The organism is Tardiphaga sp. 866_E4_N1_4 (assembly GCF_052076075.1).
Classification (GTDB): Bacteria; Pseudomonadota; Alphaproteobacteria; order Rhizobiales; family Xanthobacteraceae; genus Tardiphaga; species Tardiphaga robiniae.
This window is the reverse complement of sequence record NZ_CP197242.1, coordinates 2624371-2646579: the sequence shown is the minus strand read 5'-3', so window position 1 is coordinate 2646579 and position 22209 is coordinate 2624371. Positions and strand designations below refer to the sequence as shown.

Here is a 22209-nt window from a genome sequence, read left to right as displayed (position 1 = left end):
GAACCCAATGCCGTTGGTTGCCGTGCCTGCGGCTGCGTTGCCGGCCGGCGCGGGCGAGGGGTTTCTACCGCCAGAGATGCCGCTGACGATGATATCGGATGGGCTCGCAGGGCCAGCTTCCTCCCAACGACGCGCGCAGTTCAGGCCCATGCCGACTGTTCTGCGGCGCGCTTACATCCTCCTCGGCACCGTGGCCCTGACCGCGGCCGGCGGTTACGAGATGTTCGAGGTGCTGAAGGTCGGCGGCGTGACCATCCTCGAAGGCATGGTCCTGGCGCTCTTCGTGCTGCTGTTCGCCTGGGTCGCGTTCTCGTTTATGTCGGCGCTGGCCGGCTTCGCCCTACTGTTGATGCGCGCACGGGATCCGCTCGCTATAGAACCGCTTACGCCACTTGCGATGATCTCAAGCCGCAACGCGATGCTGTTACCGACCTATAACGAAGATCCCCATCAGATCACGGCGCGGTTGCGGGCGATGTGGGAATCTATATCGGAGACCGGTTACGCCGCGCAGTTCGACTGGTACGTGCTGAGTGACAGCACTGACCCTGCAATCTGGGTGGCCGAGGAAAAAGCCATTTTGAAACTGCGCCGCGAGACTGCCAGCGATCGCATCTTTTATCGCCACAGGATGCGCAACACCGCGCGCAAATCGGGAAATATTGAGGATTGGGTCAAGCGGTTCGGCGCTGGGTATGATCACATGATCATCCTGGACGCCGACAGCCTCATGACTGGTGACACGATCGTGCGCCTGGTCGCCGGCATGGAGCAGCATCCCGGCGTCGGTCTGATCCAAACGCTGCCTATCGTTGTCAATGCGCGGTCGCTGTTCGCACGGATGCAGCAATTCGCTGGCAGGCTTTACGGCCCGGTAATCGCCTCCGGAATCGCTTGGTGGCACGGCTCGGAAGGCAATTACTGGGGACACAACGCTATCATCCGCGTGCGCGCCTTTGCAGAACATGCCAGCCTGCCCGAACTTCCCGGGCGCAAGCCGTTCGGCGGCCATATTCTCAGCCATGACTTCATTGAAGCAGCTTTCATGCGGCGCGCCGGATGGGCGATCCACATGGCACCGAAACTGGGCGGCAGTTTCGAGGAGTGCCCGCCGTCGCTCCTCGATTTTGCAGCGCGCGACCGCCGATGGTGTCAGGGCAATCTGCAGCACCTGGCTGTGCTGGGAGCGCCACGGCTTCATTGGGTCTCGCGGTTGCATCTCCTGACCGGCATCGGTTCTTATTTAACTGCGCCGCTGTGGCTTATGTTTCTGGTGCTCGGGATTCTCATCTCGCTGCAGGCCCAGTTTGTGCGTCCGGAATATTTCGCAAAGGGGTTTTCGCTGTTTCCGCAGTGGCCAGCCCAAGATCCGGTTCGCGCGGCCTGGGTCTTCGCCGGCACGATGGGTCTTCTGATCGTACCAAAACTGCTTGCCTACGTTTTGCTGCTCACCCAGGCCGAAAATCGAGCGCGGTTCGGCGGCGGCTTTCTTGCTTTGTCCGGCATCATCGTCGAGACTTTGCTGTCCGGCCTGATCGCGCCAGTGATGATGATCTTCCAATCGTCGGCGGTCGGCGAGATTCTGCTTGGTCGGGATGCCGGCTGGCAGGTTCAGCGCCGCGACGACGGCGTTGTCCCGATCCGCGAAGTGGTCAAAAAGTACGCGGTACCGACCGTGTTCGGTGTACTGATGGCGATTAGCGCTTATGCGGTGTCGCTACCGCTATTCCTGTGGATGACGCCGGTAATCGTAGGTTTGTGGCTGTCGATGCCGCTGGCCATCGTGTCGTCGCGCGCGCTGCAGCCAGGCCAGCACGCCCGCTTATTTGCAACTCCCGAACAGAATCTACCGCCGAAAGTACTGATTCGCGCAAAAGAGTTGGCCTTGGCGGCACCGATCTACGGCGCAAGCTCGCTGCACGAATTGCGTAAGGACTTGGATCTGTGCGCGGCCCATTTGAGATCGCTGGTTGATGAGCCACGCAGCCGTGGCCAGATCGATTCCGACCTCGCCATCGCGCGAGCAAAAATTGTAGAAGCTGAGGATTTTGACGAAGCCGTCAGTTTTTTCAGTATGCGCGAGACTTTTGCGGCGCTGAACAGTCGGGTCGCGCTTCAGCAATTGGCTGCACTGCCCGATAAGGCACACGCCACGAAGTCTGAGTAGGACCTGCCAAAATATAATACGGAAAAGTGCGCGAGCCCCCATATGACAGCCATCGCACCCGAGGTTGCGGCCTTTGTAATGACATTGCGAAAAAGAGGCGGCCCATTGGCCGCCTCGATTCACTTTGTGAAGTCGTGTCAGTCAATTTCGTCGATCACCACGCGCTCTCCGGGGTCGACCAGATAGGTGCGATTTTCGCGGTGGATGTAGCGGTAGTCGCGCAGTGAAGGAGCTTCTCGGTAAACGACGTCGGGAAATTCTTCAATCTCGACCGTTTCCGGTAGACGCTCGCCGCGGCGGATAACCGTCTTGGCCGTACTGCCGGTCGTTTGGCGCTCGGTTGTCCTCGTCTTGACGTGCTTGCGCACAACGTCCCGGTCCTTGTCGGTAAACGAGACCTTGGAGCGGGCCGGTGCAGGCGCGGCGGCCGTTGATCCACCGGAGCGCGGCAGCACAGTTACGATTTGCAAGGTCGAAGGTTCGACGATGACGATTTCGTCGCGCACCACAAAGAAGCTGTAGCCTCGATATTGCGGTACGACTTCGACGACCTCAGAGGGAAGCGTCTGCAGACGGGTGTCGCGGGGGACAGAGGCGCCCACGGTCAGGGAAAAATTAACGTTGTTAAGAGGCTGCACGTTGAGCCGAGAAATCGACTGGGTAACACGCGTGCGCTGCTGGTCATTGATATTGACGGAAGCATTGACGCTGGTCGATTGCGACTGCGCATTGTTGTTCGTCGAGGGAGCTTGCGCCGCGTTGTTAGAAGGAGACTGCGCCGTATTACTCGTTGTCGTTGGCTGCGCTGCAGCGTTAGCACCGCCGCTGGTCGGAGCCTGCATCTGGCCGCCGGCCGTTGCGGGCGGCGTGTTGGTCTGCGCTTGCGGGGGCTGCGATGTCGAAGACCCGGCCGCCGACGATGGAGCAGTCGTCTGCGCCTGCGAAGAGCTGGTGGATGTGCTTGGTGAGGTGGACGTGGACCGATCGTTGGTCGTATCGGGTGCCTTATGAGTCGTAGGCGAAGAGGTGCTCGGGGACTGCGTTTGTTGTGTGCTAGGGGAGGTTGCTGTCGCGCTTGGCGACTGAGCAATTGCTGCGGTGGCGAACACCAAGCCGACCGCCGTGCTAAATAAGAAACGCGCCTTCATGATCAATTCCTCCATTTTTTGTAGTCATCGTGAACGAGGAAGACACACGGTAGTTCCGATAGAAGTCGGGAATAAGTGGCAAATTCTAATGACAAGGGGTCTCTTCTCGGTCGCGTAGGCATTGATGGCCGCGTGGCAGAGCCGGAGAGCGAGGGCCTGGCGCAATTGCACGGCGCCTGCTGATCTTAATGCGAGCTGCGGCATCGTTCTGCTCGACGCCGTGCCTGCGAGCTCAAGTCTGCTAACCGGCTCCCTCTTTGTATTCCCGCAAAATTCGCCGGACCGTTCCGGCAATCAAGCAACTATTGTAATTGGGGAGTACGTCAAGGCAGACACATGCTCGCGGCGCACCCGCGACGCTCGCAACGTGACGGGAACCGTATGGTGTTTTAGCGGGACCAAAATTATTTGTAGACGGGACGCATTGCGGGCCTACCGAGAACGGCGTCTCAACGACTCCCCGGCTTCGGAATAAGACGACCTTCAGCCGCTCCGCAGCGGGGTCGCAATTGCATACCTTTCCCACCACCAGTCGCTTGGAACAACGCTCAATTAGAGCTCTTGATCCCACGTCCTTGCATGCACGCAAACTCTTGCATAGACGAACTCGCCGCGCGGGCCTTTGGGTTGGCGCGGCTCCTTTATGTGATCGTAACGCTTTACAGAGCGCTAACCTGCGCGACTGGCGCCAGATGTGTCTGTAGCGGTCTTGGCGGGAACTTGATGCCGCTGTCCGCCGTTTAACACGCGAATCGAGGCTGTTATGGACGATCTTAAAAAAAATCCGCAAGGTCGCAGCAAGAGTTCGATACTGGACCAAGCACCTCAAGGTTCCGAAGGAGGAGTTGCAAAGCGTTGTCGAAAAAGTTGGCAACTCTACCGCGACCGTGCGTAAAGAGCTCGCAATTTCATAACGGGAGGCGACCCTGACTACTGTCTCGCTCGCTGCGCTTCTTGATGAGTCCGTCGATATCGCTTTCGATTTTCTGCGGCGCTCGGGAGACTTGGAAGATGTTCGTGAGGCTAACCAGTTCCTCACATTTCACGTAGCCAGACTGATGCGAGAGGGCATCACGAGCCGCCTTCTGTTGTCCAATCGGGCTATCGCGGCATATCGATCCCGAGCGGCCAATGGCCCGCCAAGGGATGTCAAGCGCTCAGCGGGCTAGCGTGGAGTTTTACCGGTCCTACCTTCGCGCGTCGCCGAAGGTTTGACGCCGACTTGGCCTTCGCCAACTGGGAGATCCCCGGCTAAGTCCTCAGGTCCAAGTCTGCGCTCATTCCGGCTGCCGCCGGCCGCCTCACTGAACTCGGTGCGGAATGATCCCGAGCCCTGCGATTGAAACTGGAGACGCTCCGCGACGGTTGAGTTGGGTGGCAGGGAACGCCGCTGAGCCCGGCCAACAGCTTCTTTAAAAGCTGTCGACTCGTGAAAATTGGGATCAAATGGTTTCGTTCCGGCGGAGCTTCATCAGCCCCCAATAATATAATGGAAGGCCCGGCCGCCTGAGGTTGAGGGACATGGCGAGCCGCCGAGCCCGGCGACAGCGTAAGGGATCATCTGCCAGCCGCCGGAAAAACAGAATACTTGGGATCCTTCCTGGGCCGACGGAAACCGGAGTGTGTGACCTTGGAGGAATACGATCGGCTCCTCAAATAATCAGATCTGATCGACAACGTTCCGGTCAACATCCGCCCAGCTTAGTGGGGCCGCTCATATTGCAATTGAGCGACCCCGTGCCACGCAATTGAAATGTTGCCTGTACGAACGACAAGTCCGGCAACGTCACGCGACACTTTTGACGCTAAGCCCATCGTTCATGTGCACAACACAAGCCGCTCCTTAACCTAACTACTCAACCTTATCGACGAAATTCGTTAGCTGCTTCTCGCGGCTTGCGGAGCGGATTTCGCCATCGCCTGTCACCGGCGGCACAGGGCACATCAGCCGAATACAATCATAGGAGGCTCGGCGGCGTTGGGTTTTGGGGGTGGGGAAGCCGCCGAGCCCGGCCGACAGCACCACACAACTGCCGACCGCAGGAAAAAGCGGCAATAATAGATTTCGTTCCATCAAATAGCAGCTAATGAAATGGCCCGGCGCACAGCCGAATCCTTGAGCGGCGGGCCGACCGTCGCGTGTGTTTCCTGGGATCGCTCCGGGCCGGGAAAATCTAGCATCAACACAAATGGAAACTCAACGACCCACCTTTTAGCGGCAGCATGGCTGTGCGTGCTCTCCGTCAGGCCTGCTGCTGCTCAGAACTTCCTCGAAGGCGTTGTATCCCTCAACGTCACCGTGACCAAGGAGGAAACCTGCATCGCTAGACATACGGCGTAGGAGATGGCTATCACGGCCGCAGGACGGCCTCGGGCGAACGGTTCAAATTACGCCCTGGCGGCCGCACACCGCACCACGCGCTTCGGCAGCCACGTCACGGTGATAAAGCCAATGATCGGTCGGTAAAAGTTCGGATCACGGATCGCGGCCCGTGTATCAAGGGCGGTTGCATCGATCTGTCTCAAGCAGCAGCCAATGCAATCGGCATGGGCGGTATCGCGCGCGTCACCGTCCGGTAGCCCCACGAGCGGGTGACCCGGTCGTGTTTGCCTCCGGAACTTGCCAGGCTGTCGAACGGAGGCCGGGCTTTTTGTAATCCGTTGCGATGGAGTGTCTAATAGCCGGACCGGCACGGTGCCGACAGGGAGGTTGCAATGCGCGAGCAAAATCCATCCCGGACGATTAACTTTGGTCAGGCCATCGTTTTAATCGTTCTGTTCGCCATGCTGCTCTTCGCAATTGTCTGGTCGATGATGGCATGGACGTCAGCTGAGGACGCTGAGATGTCGATCCATGGTTGGATCGCCTTGGCGCTCGGGACGGTTTTCTCACTCGTTATTGGATGCGGCCTGATGGCCTTGATGTTCTACAGTAATAGAAGCGGCTACGACGACACGGCGAACACCGATTGGCGCAGCGAAAAAAAACCGCCAGATGATGAAGTCGGGTAGGTACCCGCGATTAGCCTGCGGCCGCTCTTGCTCGGCGCCGGCGATGGTGACTGGGCTTTTTATTCGACCAGCCTGATGACCCTTAGCCGGTTTGCGCGGTCAAGTGGCCCTAATTTGGCGGGCCGCATTTTTGGAAGGTGATCTGGCCAGCAGCATCAAATTCAAAGCCAGCGCGGATATTTGAGCCGTGGCAAACGTAAGTAACGGCAACGCCATCACGGGCCGGTTCGAGATTATCCAAGTCCGCGGCCGGAGAATCTCTTAGGCGCTGCTCCCAATATGCACGTAAAGCCTCGCGACCATTTATCGTCGTCGCGCCGCCGCAACCACATTCGATCGTAGCGGCGTCGGCATAAAGGCCGAGAATACTTTCAAGGTCGCCTGAGCGATAAGCATCCAGCCAATCAACTACCGCGGCCATTGGGTCAAAGGACATTTTCTCACCTACTTGCCAAACGTATGCGTCTAACAAGCGATTTAGAAGTAGTCTAATGAATGCGTCCTGAATGGTTTATTCAGGGAAGTGGTCTGAAACCCCGCCGTGGACGGTATACCAGTATGTTGGTGGTGTTTGGTGATCGCCGTCCTCTTAGCACTTTGGAATTTGGGGATTGCTCCGATGGTCGGATCGACAGCACGAGCGAGCGCATTAGCGATGCCCTAACCAAGCTCGATCAGCCTATCCAAGAATGCGGCGGCACCGGACGGGGAGCCAGCAGCCGCATCACAATGCCGTCCGTTGTCATGCCCGGGTGGCTTTTTCGTCATTCGATCAATCGGATCACTTTGCGCCGATTGAGTCGATCCAGCGTGCCAACGAAGTCCCGATCGTCGAGCACGTCCAGCCGATCGACTGTATCAACGGCACTTCGCGAGCCCGGCCCGATGTAGTCTCTCAACAGATTTCTCGCCGCGGTCACAGAACGTATTAGATGATCGATATCATCTCGTTCACTCATTGGTCCCTCGCTAGCTTTGTTCGGTCGTGCCACGCCGGCTCCTTCTTGCCGTAGTGATAGATGGGTTCGTCCGTCGGAAAAGGTTTGCATCGAGCCAAGCCGGGCGAACATTTGCGGTCTAGAAACTGGCCCCCGACACCAACAGAACCGCACCAATTATCATTAGGAGAATGCCCGGCCAGTTCGTTCCGAGCCCCAAGAATCTCAAGCCCCGCCGCGGTGGCTCCAGAGTGTCGCGAACTGGCCGGGAGGAATCTGGGCCGCTAAGCGATCCCCGCCAAATAGCGGCGCGTGCCATGTGCAAGACGCCGCCTAGGACTAGCGCCAAGGCCCATCAGGAACATTCTCGCCTCCGCGTTCATCGCTGACACACGCACGGACCGGGATTTTAAGAGCCCGCCGAATGATTCGTTCCGGGCTGGCCGATCGACAGGCTCGCCGGATCGTACCGGTCCAGCCGCTTTTCTGCCAGGCGCGCGCCTTAGAAAGTAAGAGAGCGAAGACGCTCATTGATGCAATACGTTCATGTTCTTCCCACGAGCAGGTGTTGGGCGCGCCCAGCTCGCACGCGCGAATGGTGTTCCAACCCCATCGCGCTCGATGGTGCGGTGAGATCCGACCAAGTGGCCAGCCAGATGGTGTTCCAATTGGCGAGCCGTGGAGGAACAGAGCAAAGCGGAGAGCTGTTATCAAGGGCAGATAGGAGTTACTGATGACACGTTCGATCCTTTTAATAGCCGCGGCAATCGTATTCTCCGGCACAGCCCTTGCGCAAAGCAGCGGAACGCCGGAGGAGCAGGCTGCGTGCCGTGCCAGCGTGAAGCGCTATTGCGCACAAGCGATTCAGGGCGGGGATATAGTGCTTTCCTGCCTTCAGCAGAATAGGCCGCGCATTTCGAAAGCATGTCGGCAAGTGTTATTGAAGTATGGCCAATAGGCGTGCTCAGGCGAAGGGCCCCGGCACTTGCTCCGAGGCCCCGGCTGTCCAGCAGAGTACATCCGTCCAACTGAACAGTTAGTTCCCGCCGCCCGCGCCACCCCCGGCACCGCCGCCTGCGCCACCGCCTGCGCCGCCTGCGCCACCGCCCGCGCCGCCGCCGCTAGTGCGACCTTGGTCAACGTTGTTCATTGAGTTGGCGCCACCGGCTTTTCCTGCAGCTGCGTTCGAACCGCTGAGAGAGCTGGCGTTGTTGCCACGTTCCGAGCCAACTGCGCCCGTCGTCCGATCCGACGTTGTTGGTGCAGTGGGCGAGCTCGGCGTCGTCTGGGCGAACGCCGGCGCTGCAATAAGTGTCAGCGCTGCACTTGCAATAAGAAGCTTTCGCATGTCGTTTCCTCTCGTGGCGCCCCAACCGAGAAATGCAAACTAACAAAACCTGTTCCCGAACGACTTCACTTTTAGATGGGAACAATTTCTGGTTCTCGCATTTCTCAGAAAGCCTCGCATGAGTGTGTCTTCGTCAGGAGTTCGATTTTCTGGTTGCCTCGCCGCGGCGCCTCGAACACCGGGGGACCCTTGAAAGTAGCCTCTATGTTGAAGAGTCCGCGACGATCCATCCGACCGATTTACGGCTACGCGCTCGGCTTCATCTTGTTGCTGGGTCTCATTGGAGGCGCGGTCTCGGTCATCAGAAACGAAGGTAAGGCACCTGTCGATCAGCAAACCAAAACGGTGAAATAGCGTGCCTCAGCCGAAAAGGAGAAAGCAGGGACTCGTTAAAGCCGACGGATCGAAGTCGAGCGTCAGCCTTGAGCCTGAGTTTTGGAGCGCTTTAAAGGAAATTGCCAGTGAACGAGGGACGAGCCCAGCAGCCCTTGTCAGACTGGTCGACCGCAACGGGCCTCAGGTGAACTTAACCTCGGCCGTCCGTCTGTTCGTCTTGCATCATTTCAAAGCCAAAATAAAGGACGGGTCTCCCGCGTAACTTAGCCGGCTGTTGGCAACGTTCGCATTGTGAAATTCAATGCGGTCATCAGCAACCGGCCGGTAATGCTCAATCATCGTCATGTATGCCTCCGCTGGAAAATCCGCGAAATAAGCGCGCGCTCGTTGTCTGGCGGCAAGACGGGGCCGGGTAAATGTCTCGGGGACGGACCCACTGTTAAGTCGAAGCTTTTCACGTCGTGATCGAAGCCGTTCGCTCAACGACCGGGGCTTCGTTTACGATCCTCAACTGGCCATAGCCCTTCTGCAAACTCTCCAGAGCGGCGATTTGCATCGTCACGGTCAGGTATTTCAGGCATGCACTGGAGAACCGACTGCGGGTGGCGACGCCTAGGCTCGATGTAGTCCCATAGAAGCCGCAGGTCCATTTTCAGATGCCAGACCTTTCCGGGTTCGCATTCCAGTCTTGCTGAGCGATGGTGCCGACGTCTACGTCGCCGTACCGGATGTCCATGTCTCGAGCAGGGCGGGAGAGCGATGGCGGGAGAGTTCGGGCGGGCATCACAGCGCCTTTGTGGCGTGCCGCCGTCCGGCGGCGACGATTTCGATGAGCGTCGGGATGGGCAAGCGGAACAATAGGCGCGAATTGGCATTGCAACACAATGGAAGACAGACTCTACCGAGTCCTTCTCGCGTTAGGCATAGCCGGGCTGATTACTGCACTCGTGGTTTTGGTCCTCCTACTGCTTTATTGGGCAGTAGGTAGTATTTGAGCGGCCGCCTCAGTTGGCGGCCTCTTTCATTATGACTCGATGCGACGTCTGCGGATCGCGCCAAATCAAAACGCGGCTCCTACCTCTTTAGACGATGGCCGGTGGGTGTCGCCCTCGCGCATCAGAACGAGCCGTCATTTGGCTCCTGGTGTGTCTGAAGGATCAGCGCTATGCCGAAGAGTAAGATGCCCAACATTAGAAGATCGAAAATATGGTCCTGCATATCCCCATTTTATCCGATGGCGGGGAGGGCGTCACGTGCTGATGGGCGCCGCGTTCTGCGTCCCCGTTAGCTTGTTCGAAATCGTCGCGGGCTCGCGCATAAAAAACCGCCCGCATTTTCGCGCGGCGGCTACCGGAACTGCTCAAAATGGATCGGTAATAAAAACCTTTCCTCCTCCGGTCGGATGAGCAGATCAGATGCGAGAAACATACCGTTGATTCGTCGGGTCCCTTCTACAAGTTCACATCGGATGTTCGCGACGCTTGATTGGTTGAGCCTGCGTTTTAATAGCCTTTCAAACGTCTGATCAGAAGTTGCGCGTCAGTGGCACCCACTTCATAGGGAATCCTCGTGACGTTTCATTGAGTTCGTTCACTCAACCCAGAAATAAAATAAGCGTCAGCAAAGGGCATTATAAATTGCCGCTTGTTCCCGAATTGGAATCCTCGACACGATCGGACTGTTGTGGGTAACGGCCGGTGCCATGCTGCACGGCGTGCATCCCAGGTTTTTTTTGCCCGGTCGGCAATCTTTGCCGGCGCGCCGCGACGTCCCGGATGCCGCTGGGCTGAAACTCGTCGACTTCCGCGCCGTCCAGTTGCTAGCATTCTGTCATAGTCGACACTGACACCAAACGACAACTCCGCTTTATTCGCACATGCTGTTTATAAGGATCGCTGTGTTGACGGGAACCATTGATAGCACCAGCAGTTTAATCGACTTCATCCGCACGGCCAAAGTAATTGCGGCTCGTGTAGTCGATGGATCTTTCCTTCGCGTCGAGCTCTCATGGTTCAGGACTGAAAATGGCGTTGCGATTTTGGACGTGTGCGCCGTCGGCAAGCTCCAACGATTCCGAGTGAGTCCCGGCTGATCGACGCGACCCGGTTGCGACACAACCACGGACCAAAGGGCCACATGATCGACGACCTCTGGTACAAGAACGCCGTCTTCTACTGCCTCTCCGTAGGCAGTTTCATGGATGCTGATGGCGACGGTTGCGGCGACTTCAAGGGCCTGACGCGGCGGCTCGACTACATTCACGGCCTCGGCATCACCGCGATCTGGCTGATGCCCTTCCAGCCCTCGCCCGGCAAGGACGACGGCTACGACATCTCCGACTACTACGGCGTCGATCCGCGCTACGGCACGCTAGGCGACTTCGTCGAATTCACCCATGGCTGCCACCAGCGCGGCATCCGCATCATCATCGACCTTGTGGTCAATCACACCTCGGACCAGCACGCCTGGTTCAAGGACGCGCGCAGCGCCAGGGATTCGCGCTATCGCGACTGGTATGTGTGGTCGGACAAGAAGCCGCCCAATGCCAACAAGGGTATGGTGTTTCCCGGCGTGCAGAAATCGACCTGGACGCATGACACGACCTCGAAGTCCTGGTTCTTCCACCGGTTCTATGACTTCCAGCCAGACCTCAACACATCCAATCCCTATGTGCAGGCCGAGATCCTGAAGATCATGGGGTTCTGGCTGCAGCTTGGCGTCTCCGGCTTCCGCATGGATGCGGTGCCCTTCGTGATCGCCACCAAGGGACCGAAGGTCAACAAGCCCACCGAACAATACGACATGCTGCGCGCCTTCCGCGAATTCCTGCAATGGCGCAAGGGCGACGCCATCATTCTCGCCGAAGCCAATGTGCTGCCGGAAACCGACATGGAATATTTCGGCAGCGACGGCGACCGCATGCAGATGATGTTCAACTTTCACGTCAACCAGAACCTGTTCTATGCGCTGGCCTCCGGCGACGTGCGCCCACTGGCTGCGGCGATGAAGGTGACCAAGCCACGCCCGGCGACGGCGCAATGGGGCCTGTTCCTGCGCAATCATGACGAGCTCGATCTCGGCCGGCTGACCGAGGAGCAACGCCAGACGGTGTTCGCGAAATTCGGCCCGGACAAGGACATGCAGCTTTACGATCGCGGCATCCGACGTCGGCTGGCGCCAATGCTCGGCGGCGACCGACGCAGGCTCGAGCTTGCTTACAGTCTGATGTACACGCTGCCGGGTACGCCGGTGCTGCGCTATGGCGACGAGATCGCCATGGGTGATGATCTCACGCTGCCTGAACGCAACTGCGCGCGGACGCCGATGCAATGGTCGAACGAACCCCGTGCCGGCTTCACCAAGAGCGAGAAGTCAAAGAATCCTGTGATCGACAAGGGCCCCTACGGCTACAATCACGTCAATGTCGCCAAGCAGCGCCGCGATCCCAATTCGATGCTGAACTGGACCGAGCGCATGATCCGGATGCGCAAGGAGGTCCCCGAAATTGGCTGGGGCGACTTCACCATCATCGCCACGCGCAACCCTGCCGTGCTGGCGATCCGCTACGACTGGCGCAACAACTCCGTGCTGTTCGTGCATAATCTCGACGAACAGCCACGCGAAGTGTCATTTGCACTCGGCCTCGATGGCAAGCAGGGCGACCACCTGATCAATCTTCTGACGGAAGACCATAACCGCGCCGATGCCCAGGGCAAGCACCACCTGATGCTGGAAGCATATGCCTATCGCTGGTACCGCGTCGGCGGTCTAGATTATCTGCTCCGGCGCAGTGACATCGACAGTGATACGGATGCGCATCCGGCGTGAGGGTGCCTGCGCCCGGATCGCGGGACCAAGCCTGCGGCCATCAGCAAGTACGCCGACATCAGCGGAAGGCAGATGAAGAAGCTTCGCTCTAAAACCTGGAGAGCGATACGACCTGGAACATGGACAGGCCTTCGCGCCAGTCTCTTGATAGAGTAGCCGCTGCGGCCCAGCTGAGGGAACATGCATCGAACCTGGCGATTAGCAGGCGCACCTACGCCAGGACGCTCCGCCTTATGAATACGAACATCGAGCCTTTCGCGATCGTCACCATTCCGGCATGCAACGAAGCCGACCGGATCGAGCGGTGTATCGCTGCGCTGGCCGTCCAGCGCGACCGTTTCGGCGCGCCCCTTGCCGCGGACGCGTTCGAGATCCTGGTGTTCGCCAACAATTGCACTGACGGTACCTCGGGAGTCGCCAGACGTTTCGCCGACTCGGTCCCGCAGAGGGTGGTGGTCATAGAGGAGGAATTGCCGTCGGAGATGGCCAACGCCGGCTGGGCGCGGAAGCGTGCAATGGACCTTGCGGCCGACCGCCTCGATGCGCTCGGCCCGGGCGGTGTAATTATGAGCACGGATGCCGATAGCTGCGTCGGCCCCGCGTGGTTTTCGTCTAACCTCCATGAGTTGGCGAACGGTGTGGAGTGCGTGGCAGGCTACATCGATGCAGAACCGCTCGAGATCGTTTCGCTTGGACGGGATTTCCTGTCCCGCGGTAGGCTCGAAGATACTTACCTCAGCCTTGCCGCGGAAATCATCGCGCGCTGTGATCCGCGAGCCCATGATCCCTGGCCGAACCATCGTGTCTCTTCGGGCGCGAGCCTGGCCGTAGCCGTGGCGGCCTATCGGGCCATCGGAGGACTTCCTGCACGCGCTCTCGGCGAAGACGCCGCCCTTACGGCTGCGTTGGACGAGGCGGGATTCAAGGTTCGTCACTCGCTCGACGTCGTCGTCCAGACGTCCTGTCGGATCTTGGGGCGGGCGCCTGGCGGAGCGGCCGACACCATGCAACGCCGGCTCGCCGATTTGAATGCTCCTTGCGACGACGATCTTGAGCCCGCCTTGCAGATCGCCCGTCGCGCCATGTACCGATCGCTTTTCCGCCGGGCGTGGCAGAGTGCGCTCGAAGACGGTCCGATGTCCGCCCGGTTGTGCATTCCCTCCGACTTCGTTCGTCACCTCCGTGCAGAGGAGGCGACGCTTCGTGAGGCATGGGAAGCCGTATCGGGCAGAAGTCCTGTTCTCACGGTTCACCGGACGCTGCGCCCCTCGGAGCTGCCTCGGCAGATCGCGATCGCCAGAATGATCGTCGCAAGCCTGAGGGCCGCCGCAATCACGCGGACAGCCGCTCCAGGCGGTAGACTTCATCGCGAAGGATCCGGCGAGCCGGAACTCGCTTGACGACGGCGTCGGCGAAAGCGTCGCTGGCCTCCGTTCCCCTCAGCGGATAGTCAGTCTCGCCCAGCCAGTGGCAGAGGACGATCTCTCCGTCGGGAGCGAGGACCCTGCAGCAGTTTTCGGCCACCGAAAGGAGATCGGCCCGGCTGAAGTAGTACAGCACTTCAGACAGCACGATGAGGTCGAAGGCGCCGTCCGGGAATTCGGTCGGCAGCACACATTCCTCGAAGGCGACGTTCGGCGGCGCGTCCTTTCGCGCAGCTTCCAGCGCCGTGCGGGACGCGTCGATCGCCAGCAGTTCTCCGCCTCGCTGCGCGAGCCTTGCCGTCAGGACCCCGATCGAGCAGCCAACTTCGAGGATACGATCGTAATGGGCGCGCGTAAGAGCCGACAGAGTGCGGTCATATTTCTCCCGCTCGTAGGCGCTGGTTCGGAATCCCCAGGGGTCGATATCCTGCCGGTACCGTTCCTCGAAGTATGAAGCGGGCAAACTCTCTATGTGCCTCCTCATCGGGAGACCTCGTAAACGTACTCGTGCTCGCCAAGGAACGGCGCCAACGTCTCTTCGGTGAACCGGAAGCCCGTTGGATCGTCTTCGATAAGCGTGGACATCTGCGAAGCGTGGGCCGCGATAGCACGGTGCTTGAGATCACGTTCTCCAGCGATATCCAGCCGGTGGCCCCGCGGGAAGCCTGGGACATCGTCGTCCTGATCGAGGTGCCACCCCCAGATGGGGTAGGCCCAGAGCCTGACAGCTGGGTTGGCGACTCCGGCCGCCTTGGCGATGGCAGCGGCCGCCTGATGATCGCAATGCGGATCCCGATCCCACGTCACAAACAAGGCCTTTGCGCCCGTCTCCTGAAGAAGGTCGGACACGGCGCGGACCGCCGCGTCGAACTGGGGTCCCTCCAGAGGAGCTTGCGTGTCGGGGAGGTCGAGATGGCGTACGAACGCCGGATGGAGGCCCAGAATTTCGCCTGCCGCCCTGACTTCCGCCTTCCGGAGATCGACCAGCCGTTCCGGAGGGTACTGGACCGACCGGGGGTGCGAACCCGCACCATCGGTCAAAACCACGACGTGAACCTTCTGGCCTGCTTGGCAGGCCTGAGCGATCAGACCGCCAAGACCTAACGTCTCGTCGTCCGGGTGCGGCGAGAGAATTAAGAAGGGCGCACCCTCCGTCAGCGCCTCGCGCGAGATGATAGGAAGCGCCTTCGTCACTTCGAGATATTCCGAAACCTTCACTAAAAGTCTCCTGCCGACCGCGACGAACTCAGAAAGACCTGAGCCCCATCGCTCATGGCGCGGTCCGGCACCGGTTGCCGCAGATACGTCGCCAAGTCGCGGCAGATGCGCTCAACGTCGTGAGGACGCACAAACGCCCGAAGCCCGATGCCCCTCTGGACGGTCTCCATGACAGTCAGGGCGGATCGTTCGACAACCATCCGGGTGAGGTTGGCGAAAGCCACGATGCTTTCTGGATCATCTTCGACCGCCAGACGGCGCGCGGCGTCCTCCACCCAAAAGCGCGCCGTCGTCGCGTCGGCGACACAAGTCGCAAGGCGCTCGAGCTGATACGCGTCTTCGCCCCTTGCTGAGGAATTAAGGTGCTCTCGGAACAGGTCGACTAGCCGTTCCGTTGCGCCGGTATGGACGGCGCAGAAGCGCCATGCGCCGCCCGAGAAGTGCGGCTGTCGCATGAAGTCGCCGGGAGCGCCGATCCGCTCACGATCCGTGATGCGTCGCCCGGTGAAGTCGACCGTCCCGGTCGCCGTCGCGCGCATGCCTTGCGCCTGCCAGCTGGACGTGTCGTGCGCATATCCGATCTCGAGGTCGAGCAGGCACATCTGCTGCCCCTCCGGTGCTGATGCGGTAACCAGGGGACGCGTCACGAACCCGGCGCCCGACGCCAGGATCTTGCGGCCTTTGAGGACGTTGCCATCCCGCTCCGGGGTGATCCTCAGGCCCTGCGCGTCGTCGGCGCCCCATACTGCGGACAGCGCACCATCACGCACGCTTCCCGCGAGACCTTCGATCTGCGCTTGTGTTCCGTAACGGCAGACCAGCCCCACCGCGTTGACGTGGCCCTCAAATATACGGGCAAGCGAGAGGTCCGCTGCGCCGAGTAGACGCAGGATGGTGCAGAGTTCGGCGCCGAACCGCGGGTCCCAGAGACTGCTGCCGCCGAGCTCATGAGGCAGTGGGCTCATGGCCAATCCGCTGAAGCGGAAGTCCGTCCAGACGTCCGGTGCGATGTGAGCAGTTCTGTCCGTATCAAAGGCGCGGCTTGAGAGCTTCGCGGCGAAGGCCTGCACATTCTCCAGCAGCTTATGACATTCGGAAGGGGCGAGAATGACGGTGTCCTCACGACAGTTGGCGAGCATGCGATGAAGTCCGCAGCGCACCGATAGTTCCGATCTGCTGGAACGACTCCTAATCTTGGCGTTGTCCTCGGGCACTCCTTTTGGACGAACTATATGGCGACCATCGAGCTGCAGCCACACAACGAGAACTCCCAGACGTGGCTGCTCGTCTGGGCCGAGCGTCAGGAGATCGTCGGACGCGTCCGACGGGGGGAGGATGGGTGGTTCCATATCACCGCTCACGGACCGCACTGGAGCCCCATGAAGAGTTTCGCCGGCGACAAGTTCGACGACCCGTCCGAGGCTCTGAAGCAGGCTCAGGCGTATTTCGGAAACCGGTAGGGCACTGTCCTACAATAAGCAGATAGGACAAAGGCCACGTCGTCATGGGCGATGCGGCCTTTCTTTTTAAGCATTATCTAGTCGATCGTTCGAAGGACCAACCGCACATGCGAAGGGCCGTAGGCGCCAGCGGGCCGCGGCCATCCTAATGCGGTTTGAATAAACTCACGACGAAGTCGTCGCCGACAAGGCGAAACGACGCTAGGTCCGTTCCAGTCCGGTCCATTTCCTCGATTGGAATCCGTAATGGACCGCCGCCAAGCCGCTTCAACATGACGATCAGCAACTGATCTTTGAAACGATCGACGAGACCATCGCCGTTAAGTCTCGGATCACTTCCTAGTGCAGTCTTCATGAAACGCTCCGCGGCCGCTTAACGGCCTTTGCTGGTGAATCGTGGGCAAAGACGCTGCCTCCAAAGAGATCCAAGCGAGTCATCGCCCAGGCGCAAGCACGCCGGAAAAGGTCGTTAGATAGCCAAGGCTCAAGGCGCGGAGAGCTAGGCGACCTTGATCGTTGAGACTGCGAAAGCGAGTTCAAGCGTCCGGCGACTTCACTGTATGACCAAGTGAAAATTGTTAGCGTTGTTCCCAAGATGTACCGCTGACATTGGTCCATCCACCGAGCAGAGCCGCCTGCCATGCAAATTATTACTACTGCCGCGGCGGCAATCAGGCCGACAGCGTCAACGTCACCAAGATCCGAAGTCCCGCCCCATTAAGGCAATCCGCTGGGCCCGCTGGCGTCCCGTTGCCGACCGCCGGCCGCAAGATGAGCGCAACCGGGCAGGCCGTGAAGGAGGGAGCGAGGCCTAGTCCTTCGCCGCCTTTGCTAGGATAGCCCGTGCCTGCTCCAAAATCCGACGTGCAATTTCAAGCTTGGCCACCTGCTCGGCGTCTATCCCGGGGATTGTGGTTCCGTCCCTTGTGACCATGGCAAACACTTCCACGCTGACGAACGCGAAAACAGTTTGATCTTCAAAAGCACGTTCCAAAGCTGGCGCGAAACGGCGCCGCGGCCCTCAAGGACAACGAACAAGGCGGCAAGCAAGACGATCTGCAACGTGGAGTCTGACAGAAGGGACATGGCGCCCTTACTACGTTCATTTCGCAGATGCGTTCCAATCTAAACTGCGTTCTCAACACTCTGCATTTAGATAAAATTACGGCCACGCAATCGAAGGCATCGTCGCATCGCGAACCCATGAGGGACCTTCGCCTTGCTCCATCGGCTCTCGCCATGGCAGGCAAAGTGTCATGAGCCGATGAGGCTGACGCTAGTCAAGACAGGTGGGTGTAAGATCCGGTGCATTGTTTGTGGTTCAATTTAATAGAGCGCCCTTCGATCTTTGGTGAAGGGCTGTCTGTAAGGCACTACTCAGCTCATGAAGCTCGTAAGGTTTTCGCAACAGCAAAAATTCAGAGCCCAGTTTCCGCGCTGCCTCACTATAGCCCGTTGCGAGAACGACGGGGATGTTCGGGTAATTCTGCCTAAGATGTCGGGCCAGGCCGAGACCATCCATTTTTCCAGGCATCACGACATCGCTGAAAACGAGGTCGATGCCGTCGTGCTCGATCTCGCGCAATGCGGACTCCGCGTCCGGTACGCATTTCACGCGATATCCCAACTCTTCCAGAAATACGGCGCTGGCGGTGGCAACATCCGGATTGTCTTCAACAAGAAGGACATTGCCGGCGCCTTTGGCCAGAACCTCTGCTTCGTGCGCACCTGCATGGCCTTCGCCACGCGGAAGCCGAATGGTGATTTCCGTACCAGCGCCGAGCTTGCTTTGGATTTCGACACGACCGCCGGCCTGGTTGGCAAAGCCATGCACCTGTGAGAGTCCCAATCCTGTTCCTTTGCCGACGGGTTTGGTCGTGAAAAACGGATCGAACACCTTCGCAATGACGTCCTCGGGAATACCTGCGCCGGTATCAGCCACCTTGATCTGCACGTACTCGCCTTTATCCTCTCCATCCCTGACCCGGTAATTTGCTGCCGTAATCGTCAAGGTGCCCCCGTCGGGCATGGCGTCACGAGAGTTGATGCTGAGATTGATGAGTGCAGTTTCGAGTTCGGTTGGATCCGCGAAGATTGGCCAAACTCCGGCCGGTACGGAGATTTCGAGCTTGATCGCGCTACCCAGAACGGTAGCCAAGACCTCGCGTACAGCTTGCACGGTCTCTTCAAGATTGAGCAGCGTCGGAGCGACTTGCTGACGCCGCGCAAACGTCAGCAACTGACGAGTAAGTGCCGCGCCGCGACGAACGCTTGCCTCAATCGCTCCTGCTGCCTCGATCACGCGGGGGACAATGGCATGCCGTTTGATCAGCCGAACGTTACCCGTGATTGCCATAAGGAGGTTGTTGAAGTCATGAGCCACTCCGCCGGTCAGCTGACCGAGCGCATCCATTTTCTGCGCTTCCGCCAGCTGCTTTTGCATACGTTCAAGTTGCTGCGTTGCTTGACGTCGCTCTGTGATGTCGCGCGTGATCTTGGCAAACCCGATCAGCTCGCCTGCGTCATTGCGGACGGGATCAATGACCACACTCGCCCAAAAGAACGTGCCGTCTTTGCGGACGCGCAAGCCTTCTTCTTCGTAACGGCCCTTTTCACGTGCAATGCTGAGAGCACGCGCTGGTTTTCCAGCGTCCCGGTCGCCGGGGGTATAAAAGCGCGAAAAGTGCTGACCGATAATCTCGTCAGGAAGATAGCCTTTGATCCGCTGACCGCCGAGGTTCCAGCTGGTGACATGACCTTCCGGATCAAGCATGTATAACGCATAGTCCGTGACATTGCTCACCAACAGGCGAAAAAGATTTTCGCTTTCGCTCAATGCGGAGCGGGCTTGCATCCGTTCGGTGATGTCCCGCGTGATCTTGGCAAAGCCGACAAGGACATCGTTTTCATAGATGGCGTCGATAACCACGGACGCGAAAAACCGCGTACCGTCTTTCCGCATCCGCCAGCCTTCCGCTTCGAAGCGCTTATTCCGGCGTGCGGCCTCCAATGCGGTGGCGGGAAGTCCGGCTTCGCGATCCTCCGGCGGATAGAACACCGAGAAGTGCTGGCCCACGATTTCGTCGGCGCCATACCCTTTGATCGTCTCGGCGCCTGCATTCCAGTTTGATACGATGCCGTTGGGGTCGAGCAGATAAATCGCATAATCTGTGACGCCTTGAACGAGAAGTCGGAAGGCGCGTTCGCTTTCTAAAAGATTGCGGTCGTTTTTTGTTTTTGGCATCATTCACTTTCCGCGAACCAATCCCTCTGGTAGAGGCGATAACTGCCATCGTTTAGCGGCACGGGAGTCGCAGGTCAGAGTAGGCTCCCCCACATACGCGGCACAAGAACACTTTTACCGTCAGATTTGGAACCAAAGTTTGCTTTAAGGATTGTCTCTGCCTTCTCAGATTAGCCGCTCGTTACGGCGATAAATTCAAATTTCTAGAAGAGGGCAAGGCGACCGGCCGGAGGATCGCCTAAGCCGCGACCTTGTGCGGGCACGGGCTCTGTCGATGAGGATCAGGCTTGGGTCTGAGAACGGCGCTCAGTTCAGCTAGTTGGTCTGAAGGGCGGCCCGCTCGCAGTGCCTTTTGCTGCACGGACAAATCTGTTGTGCCGTCCCCAACGGGACGATTCGCCGTCGATAATCGCTGACTTGGTTTTTAAATGCCACGCGTCGGTTGCGATCTTCCTAAAGCGTCCCCGCCAGTCGTGAAGAAGTAAGGCGATGCTCCCTAGGCCCAACATTCTCGGCGCTGTAGCCCTGCCGTTGCTACCCGGCAGAGCGCTTATTCTGCGTGACGCCGGCTCGCGCGAACCGCCCGACCAGGTTTTCAAAGCGCAACGGGAATGATCTTGGACCGGGAAGAACCGTCTTGCCCGGAACAATACTCATAGTGAGTGCTTGTGCAACGACCCGATGAGGACGCGCCATGACCGATCAAGAGACGCCATGTGTAAGTGACCAATGGTCTGATCTGAAGGCCACCGTGGCGGATGGTGTCAAAGCCGTCGCATCAACAATGGGAGAAGCAATCGAGGAAGGCAAAAAGCCCGGCAAGCCGCTCGACATACTAAGCAAGCTTACGCGTGAAGCTCCGCTCGGTATGTTGTTGGCAGCATTTCTCATTGGCCGGGCACTGGCACGGCGGCAATGATTAGGCCCGTTGCCTTTTGAGATCGCCGAGCACGACGCTTTTGGCAGACATGAATCTAGCAGTGGCTTGTGACCGACAGTTATTCCGGAGGACACTATGGGTTTAGCAACTTATGCCGTCATCGAATCTAACGATGGCTGGGGCGTTCTGCACGATGGAGACGTGGAAGGGAAATTCCTGACCAAAGAGTCTGCTTTCGAAGCAGCCGTGGCTGCAGCGTCTCTTGCGATCCGCCAGGGACACGAAGTCCATGTCAGCGCCCCGAGCAGCGAAGCCGGAAACAAGACAGCGCTTGGCGGTCCAACAAATTGACGGGGGCTCAAGCTGCGTGAAAGGATATGAATTGGGACGAGATGATGATGGCGCCGAAGTAAAGTCAGCGCGCAAAGCACGCGGCGCCGAGCCAGGGCCGTCGGTTCGCAACGTTTTAATTTGGAGCCTTGGCTTAGTTGTGGCCGCCTTTGCCGTTGTATATTTCCTGTTTTTCAAAACCTAGCCGACCGTCAGCTGGTGGCGACGTACCCGCTTGGAGACGCCGATCAGGTTGCCGCCTGTTACTTAGAAACGACTTACATTCCTTCCTCTTTTGAGGTTGAGCGTCCTGTTCGCATGGTGGCCGTTCCGATGGCCCTGCCATCGCTCCAAACGTGGCGGAGCTTTTGCTGTCATAGCCGTTGGTATGCAGTAGCCGGATGAACTCGTCCATCGAGGCATTAACTGTTGGTACGCTCGGCAGCTTCCGGTGTGAGGGTGAGGCCAAAAAGCCGGCTGATGGATTCGCGAAAAGCCATGCGAGTCCCCTTTTTTCGTGACAGCGCTTTGCTGCGCGGACGAGAGAAAGGTTCATTCGGGAGCGACAGTCCTAACGGAATATTCTTGGACGGGGAACTGGTCGCATAGTGGCGTCTTAAGCGCACAAGCAATTATAGCGATCGATGCGCTCGCCTGCATGACTGTACCAAAGCGATTCGCCGCCGCAATTATCCGTTTTTGAGGAGAGGCCGATGCCCCGATACTCTGAAGAACAGATCCGAGAGTACGCTCACAAACTTTGGGAAAGGGAAGGTCGCCCGGAAGGTAAGGCCGATGACTTCTGGCACCAGGCCAAAAGCGAGCTCGAAAGCGATGCGCCTGGCGACGAAGACCCGAAACCGGTGCCAGAGTAGG

At 58.8% G+C, this 22209-nt stretch carries 18 protein-coding genes and 1 pseudogene; 11 read left to right on the top strand and 8 right to left on the bottom strand.

The genetic code is table 11. From position 1 onward, the window contains the following. Nucleotides 1-7: 7 nt before the first annotated feature. Complete coding sequence (gene mdoH / locus AB8B20_RS13000) at nucleotides 8-2167, top strand: glucans biosynthesis glucosyltransferase MdoH (protein WP_439073071.1); 2160 nt, start codon at nucleotides 8-10, stop codon at nucleotides 2165-2167. A 137-nt stretch (nucleotides 2168-2304) separates the two neighbouring features. Here the strand turns inward: mdoH and AB8B20_RS12995 are convergent, their stop codons facing one another. Further along, nucleotides 2305-3315 (bottom strand): DUF1236 domain-containing protein, encoded by a 1011-nt coding sequence (locus tag AB8B20_RS12995; RefSeq protein ID WP_439072826.1) that lies wholly within the window; start codon nucleotides 3313-3315, stop codon nucleotides 2305-2307. A gap of 758 nt (nucleotides 3316-4073) precedes the next feature. On the opposite strand from AB8B20_RS12995, the gene AB8B20_RS12990 reads away from it, so the two are divergent. The 3 genes and pseudogenes from AB8B20_RS12990 to AB8B20_RS12980 all read left to right on the top strand — a co-directional run bounded on the left by AB8B20_RS12990 (nucleotide 4074) and on the right by AB8B20_RS12980 (nucleotide 6327). After that, a complete protein-coding gene (locus AB8B20_RS12990; RefSeq protein ID WP_439073070.1) occupies nucleotides 4074-4229 on the top strand; it encodes a DUF3606 domain-containing protein in 156 nt (51 codons plus the stop codon). A 1447-nt stretch (nucleotides 4230-5676) separates the two neighbouring features. After that, a pseudogene (locus AB8B20_RS12985) lies at nucleotides 5677-5895 on the top strand (RlpA-like double-psi beta-barrel domain-containing protein); the annotation flags it as partial. Nucleotides 5896-6030: 135 nt separating this feature from the next. After that, nucleotides 6031-6327: a hypothetical protein gene (locus AB8B20_RS12980; protein WP_120286796.1), complete on the top strand. Its 297-nt coding sequence runs from the start codon at nucleotides 6031-6033 to the stop codon at nucleotides 6325-6327. A 109-nt stretch (nucleotides 6328-6436) separates the two neighbouring features. Here AB8B20_RS12980 and AB8B20_RS12975 read toward each other — a convergent pair whose 3' ends face one another. Continuing rightward, nucleotides 6437-6763 (bottom strand): nuclear transport factor 2 family protein, encoded by a 327-nt coding sequence (locus tag AB8B20_RS12975; RefSeq protein ID WP_231079558.1) that lies wholly within the window; start codon nucleotides 6761-6763, stop codon nucleotides 6437-6439. Between the two features lie 2205 nt (nucleotides 6764-8968). On the opposite strand from AB8B20_RS12975, the gene AB8B20_RS12970 reads away from it, so the two are divergent. Further along, on the top strand, nucleotides 8969-9211 hold the full coding sequence (locus tag AB8B20_RS12970; RefSeq protein ID WP_081422132.1) for a ribbon-helix-helix domain-containing protein: 243 nt from the start codon (nucleotides 8969-8971) through the stop codon (nucleotides 9209-9211). Here AB8B20_RS12970 and AB8B20_RS12965 read toward each other — a convergent pair. Beyond that, nucleotides 9172-9294: a hypothetical protein gene (locus AB8B20_RS12965; protein ID WP_439060590.1), complete on the bottom strand. Its 123-nt coding sequence runs from the start codon at nucleotides 9292-9294 to the stop codon at nucleotides 9172-9174. The genes AB8B20_RS12970 and AB8B20_RS12965 overlap by 40 nt on opposite strands. A 1791-nt stretch (nucleotides 9295-11085) precedes the next feature. Here AB8B20_RS12965 and AB8B20_RS12960 point away from each other — a divergent pair. After that, the gene (locus AB8B20_RS12960; protein ID WP_120286793.1) at nucleotides 11086-12777 is read left to right on the top strand and encodes an alpha-amylase family protein; all 1692 of its coding nucleotides are present in this window, start codon (nucleotides 11086-11088) and stop codon (nucleotides 12775-12777) included. A gap of 233 nt (nucleotides 12778-13010) precedes the next feature. After that, on the top strand, nucleotides 13011-14177 hold the full coding sequence (locus AB8B20_RS12955; RefSeq protein WP_120286838.1) for a glycosyltransferase family 2 protein: 1167 nt from the start codon (nucleotides 13011-13013) through the stop codon (nucleotides 14175-14177). Here AB8B20_RS12955 and AB8B20_RS12950 read toward each other — a convergent pair. The 3 genes from AB8B20_RS12950 to AB8B20_RS12940 are packed head-to-tail and all read right to left on the bottom strand — an operon-like array spanning nucleotide 14110 to nucleotide 16558. Beyond that, nucleotides 14110-14664 (bottom strand): class I SAM-dependent methyltransferase, encoded by a 555-nt coding sequence (locus AB8B20_RS12950; RefSeq protein WP_244499902.1) that lies wholly within the window; start codon nucleotides 14662-14664, stop codon nucleotides 14110-14112. The genes AB8B20_RS12955 and AB8B20_RS12950 overlap by 68 nt on opposite strands. 17 nt (nucleotides 14665-14681) lie before the next feature. Next, nucleotides 14682-15419, bottom strand: coding sequence for a PIG-L family deacetylase (locus tag AB8B20_RS12945; protein ID WP_120286792.1), 738 nt, complete (start codon nucleotides 15417-15419; stop codon nucleotides 14682-14684). Then, nucleotides 15419-16558 (bottom strand): acyl-CoA dehydrogenase family protein, encoded by a 1140-nt coding sequence (locus AB8B20_RS12940; RefSeq protein WP_439072825.1) that lies wholly within the window; start codon nucleotides 16556-16558, stop codon nucleotides 15419-15421. Before AB8B20_RS12940 ends, AB8B20_RS12945 begins: the two co-directional genes overlap by 1 nt. A gap of 93 nt (nucleotides 16559-16651) precedes the next feature. On the opposite strand from AB8B20_RS12940, the gene AB8B20_RS12935 reads away from it, so the two are divergent. Then, entirely contained in the window at nucleotides 16652-16879 is a 228-nt protein-coding gene (locus tag AB8B20_RS12935) for a hypothetical protein (RefSeq protein WP_068738721.1), read from the top strand. A 145-nt stretch (nucleotides 16880-17024) separates the two neighbouring features. Here AB8B20_RS12935 and AB8B20_RS12930 read toward each other — a convergent pair whose 3' ends face one another. Continuing rightward, a complete protein-coding gene (locus AB8B20_RS12930; RefSeq protein ID WP_120286791.1) occupies nucleotides 17025-17234 on the bottom strand; it encodes a hypothetical protein in 210 nt (69 codons plus the stop codon). 966 nt (nucleotides 17235-18200) lie between these two features. Continuing rightward, nucleotides 18201-20123 (bottom strand): PAS domain S-box protein, encoded by a 1923-nt coding sequence (locus tag AB8B20_RS12925; RefSeq protein ID WP_439060533.1) that lies wholly within the window; start codon nucleotides 20121-20123, stop codon nucleotides 18201-18203. Nucleotides 20124-20817: 694 nt separating this feature from the next. Here AB8B20_RS12925 and AB8B20_RS12920 point away from each other — a divergent pair. The 3 genes from AB8B20_RS12920 to AB8B20_RS12910 all read left to right on the top strand — a co-directional run bounded on the left by AB8B20_RS12920 (nucleotide 20818) and on the right by AB8B20_RS12910 (nucleotide 22208). Beyond that, nucleotides 20818-21042: a hypothetical protein gene (locus AB8B20_RS12920; protein WP_147421556.1), complete on the top strand. Its 225-nt coding sequence runs from the start codon at nucleotides 20818-20820 to the stop codon at nucleotides 21040-21042. Between the two features lie 96 nt (nucleotides 21043-21138). Further along, nucleotides 21139-21354 (top strand): hypothetical protein, encoded by a 216-nt coding sequence (locus AB8B20_RS12915; RefSeq protein WP_081422127.1) that lies wholly within the window; start codon nucleotides 21139-21141, stop codon nucleotides 21352-21354. A 692-nt stretch (nucleotides 21355-22046) separates the two neighbouring features. Then, the gene (locus AB8B20_RS12910) at nucleotides 22047-22208 is read left to right on the top strand and encodes a DUF2934 domain-containing protein (protein ID WP_120286788.1); all 162 of its coding nucleotides are present in this window, start codon (nucleotides 22047-22049) and stop codon (nucleotides 22206-22208) included. The last annotated feature ends 1 nt before the right edge of the window (nucleotide 22209 follow it).

Excerpts from the sequence above, each read along its gene's own strand:
- AB8B20_RS12910 (WP_120286788.1), top strand. The coding sequence starts at position 22,047 with ATGCCCCGATACTCTGAAGAACAGATCCGAGAGTACGCTCACAAACTT.
- mdoH (WP_439073071.1), top strand. The coding sequence starts at position 8 with ATGCCGTTGGTTGCCGTGCCTGCGGCTGCGTTGCCGGCCGGCGCGGGC.
- AB8B20_RS12930 (WP_120286791.1), bottom strand. The coding sequence starts at position 17,234 with ATGAAGACTGCACTAGGAAGTGATCCGAGACTTAACGGCGATGGTCTC.
- AB8B20_RS12935 (WP_068738721.1), top strand. The coding sequence starts at position 16,652 with ATGGCGACCATCGAGCTGCAGCCACACAACGAGAACTCCCAGACGTGG.
- AB8B20_RS12965 (WP_439060590.1), bottom strand. The coding sequence starts at position 9,294 with ATGACGATGATTGAGCATTACCGGCCGGTTGCTGATGACCGCATTGAA.
- AB8B20_RS12955 (WP_120286838.1), top strand. The coding sequence starts at position 13,011 with ATGAATACGAACATCGAGCCTTTCGCGATCGTCACCATTCCGGCATGC.
- AB8B20_RS12975 (WP_231079558.1), bottom strand. The coding sequence starts at position 6,763 with ATGTCCTTTGACCCAATGGCCGCGGTAGTTGATTGGCTGGATGCTTAT.
- AB8B20_RS12920 (WP_147421556.1), top strand. The coding sequence starts at position 20,818 with ATGACCGATCAAGAGACGCCATGTGTAAGTGACCAATGGTCTGATCTG.
- AB8B20_RS12960 (WP_120286793.1), top strand. The coding sequence starts at position 11,086 with ATGATCGACGACCTCTGGTACAAGAACGCCGTCTTCTACTGCCTCTCC.
- AB8B20_RS12925 (WP_439060533.1), bottom strand. The coding sequence starts at position 20,123 with ATGCCAAAAACAAAAAACGACCGCAATCTTTTAGAAAGCGAACGCGCC.
- AB8B20_RS12915 (WP_081422127.1), top strand. The coding sequence starts at position 21,139 with ATGGGTTTAGCAACTTATGCCGTCATCGAATCTAACGATGGCTGGGGC.
- AB8B20_RS12995 (WP_439072826.1), bottom strand. The coding sequence starts at position 3,315 with ATGAAGGCGCGTTTCTTATTTAGCACGGCGGTCGGCTTGGTGTTCGCC.
- AB8B20_RS12940 (WP_439072825.1), bottom strand. The coding sequence starts at position 16,558 with ATGCTCGCCAACTGTCGTGAGGACACCGTCATTCTCGCCCCTTCCGAA.
- AB8B20_RS12980 (WP_120286796.1), top strand. The coding sequence starts at position 6,031 with ATGCGCGAGCAAAATCCATCCCGGACGATTAACTTTGGTCAGGCCATC.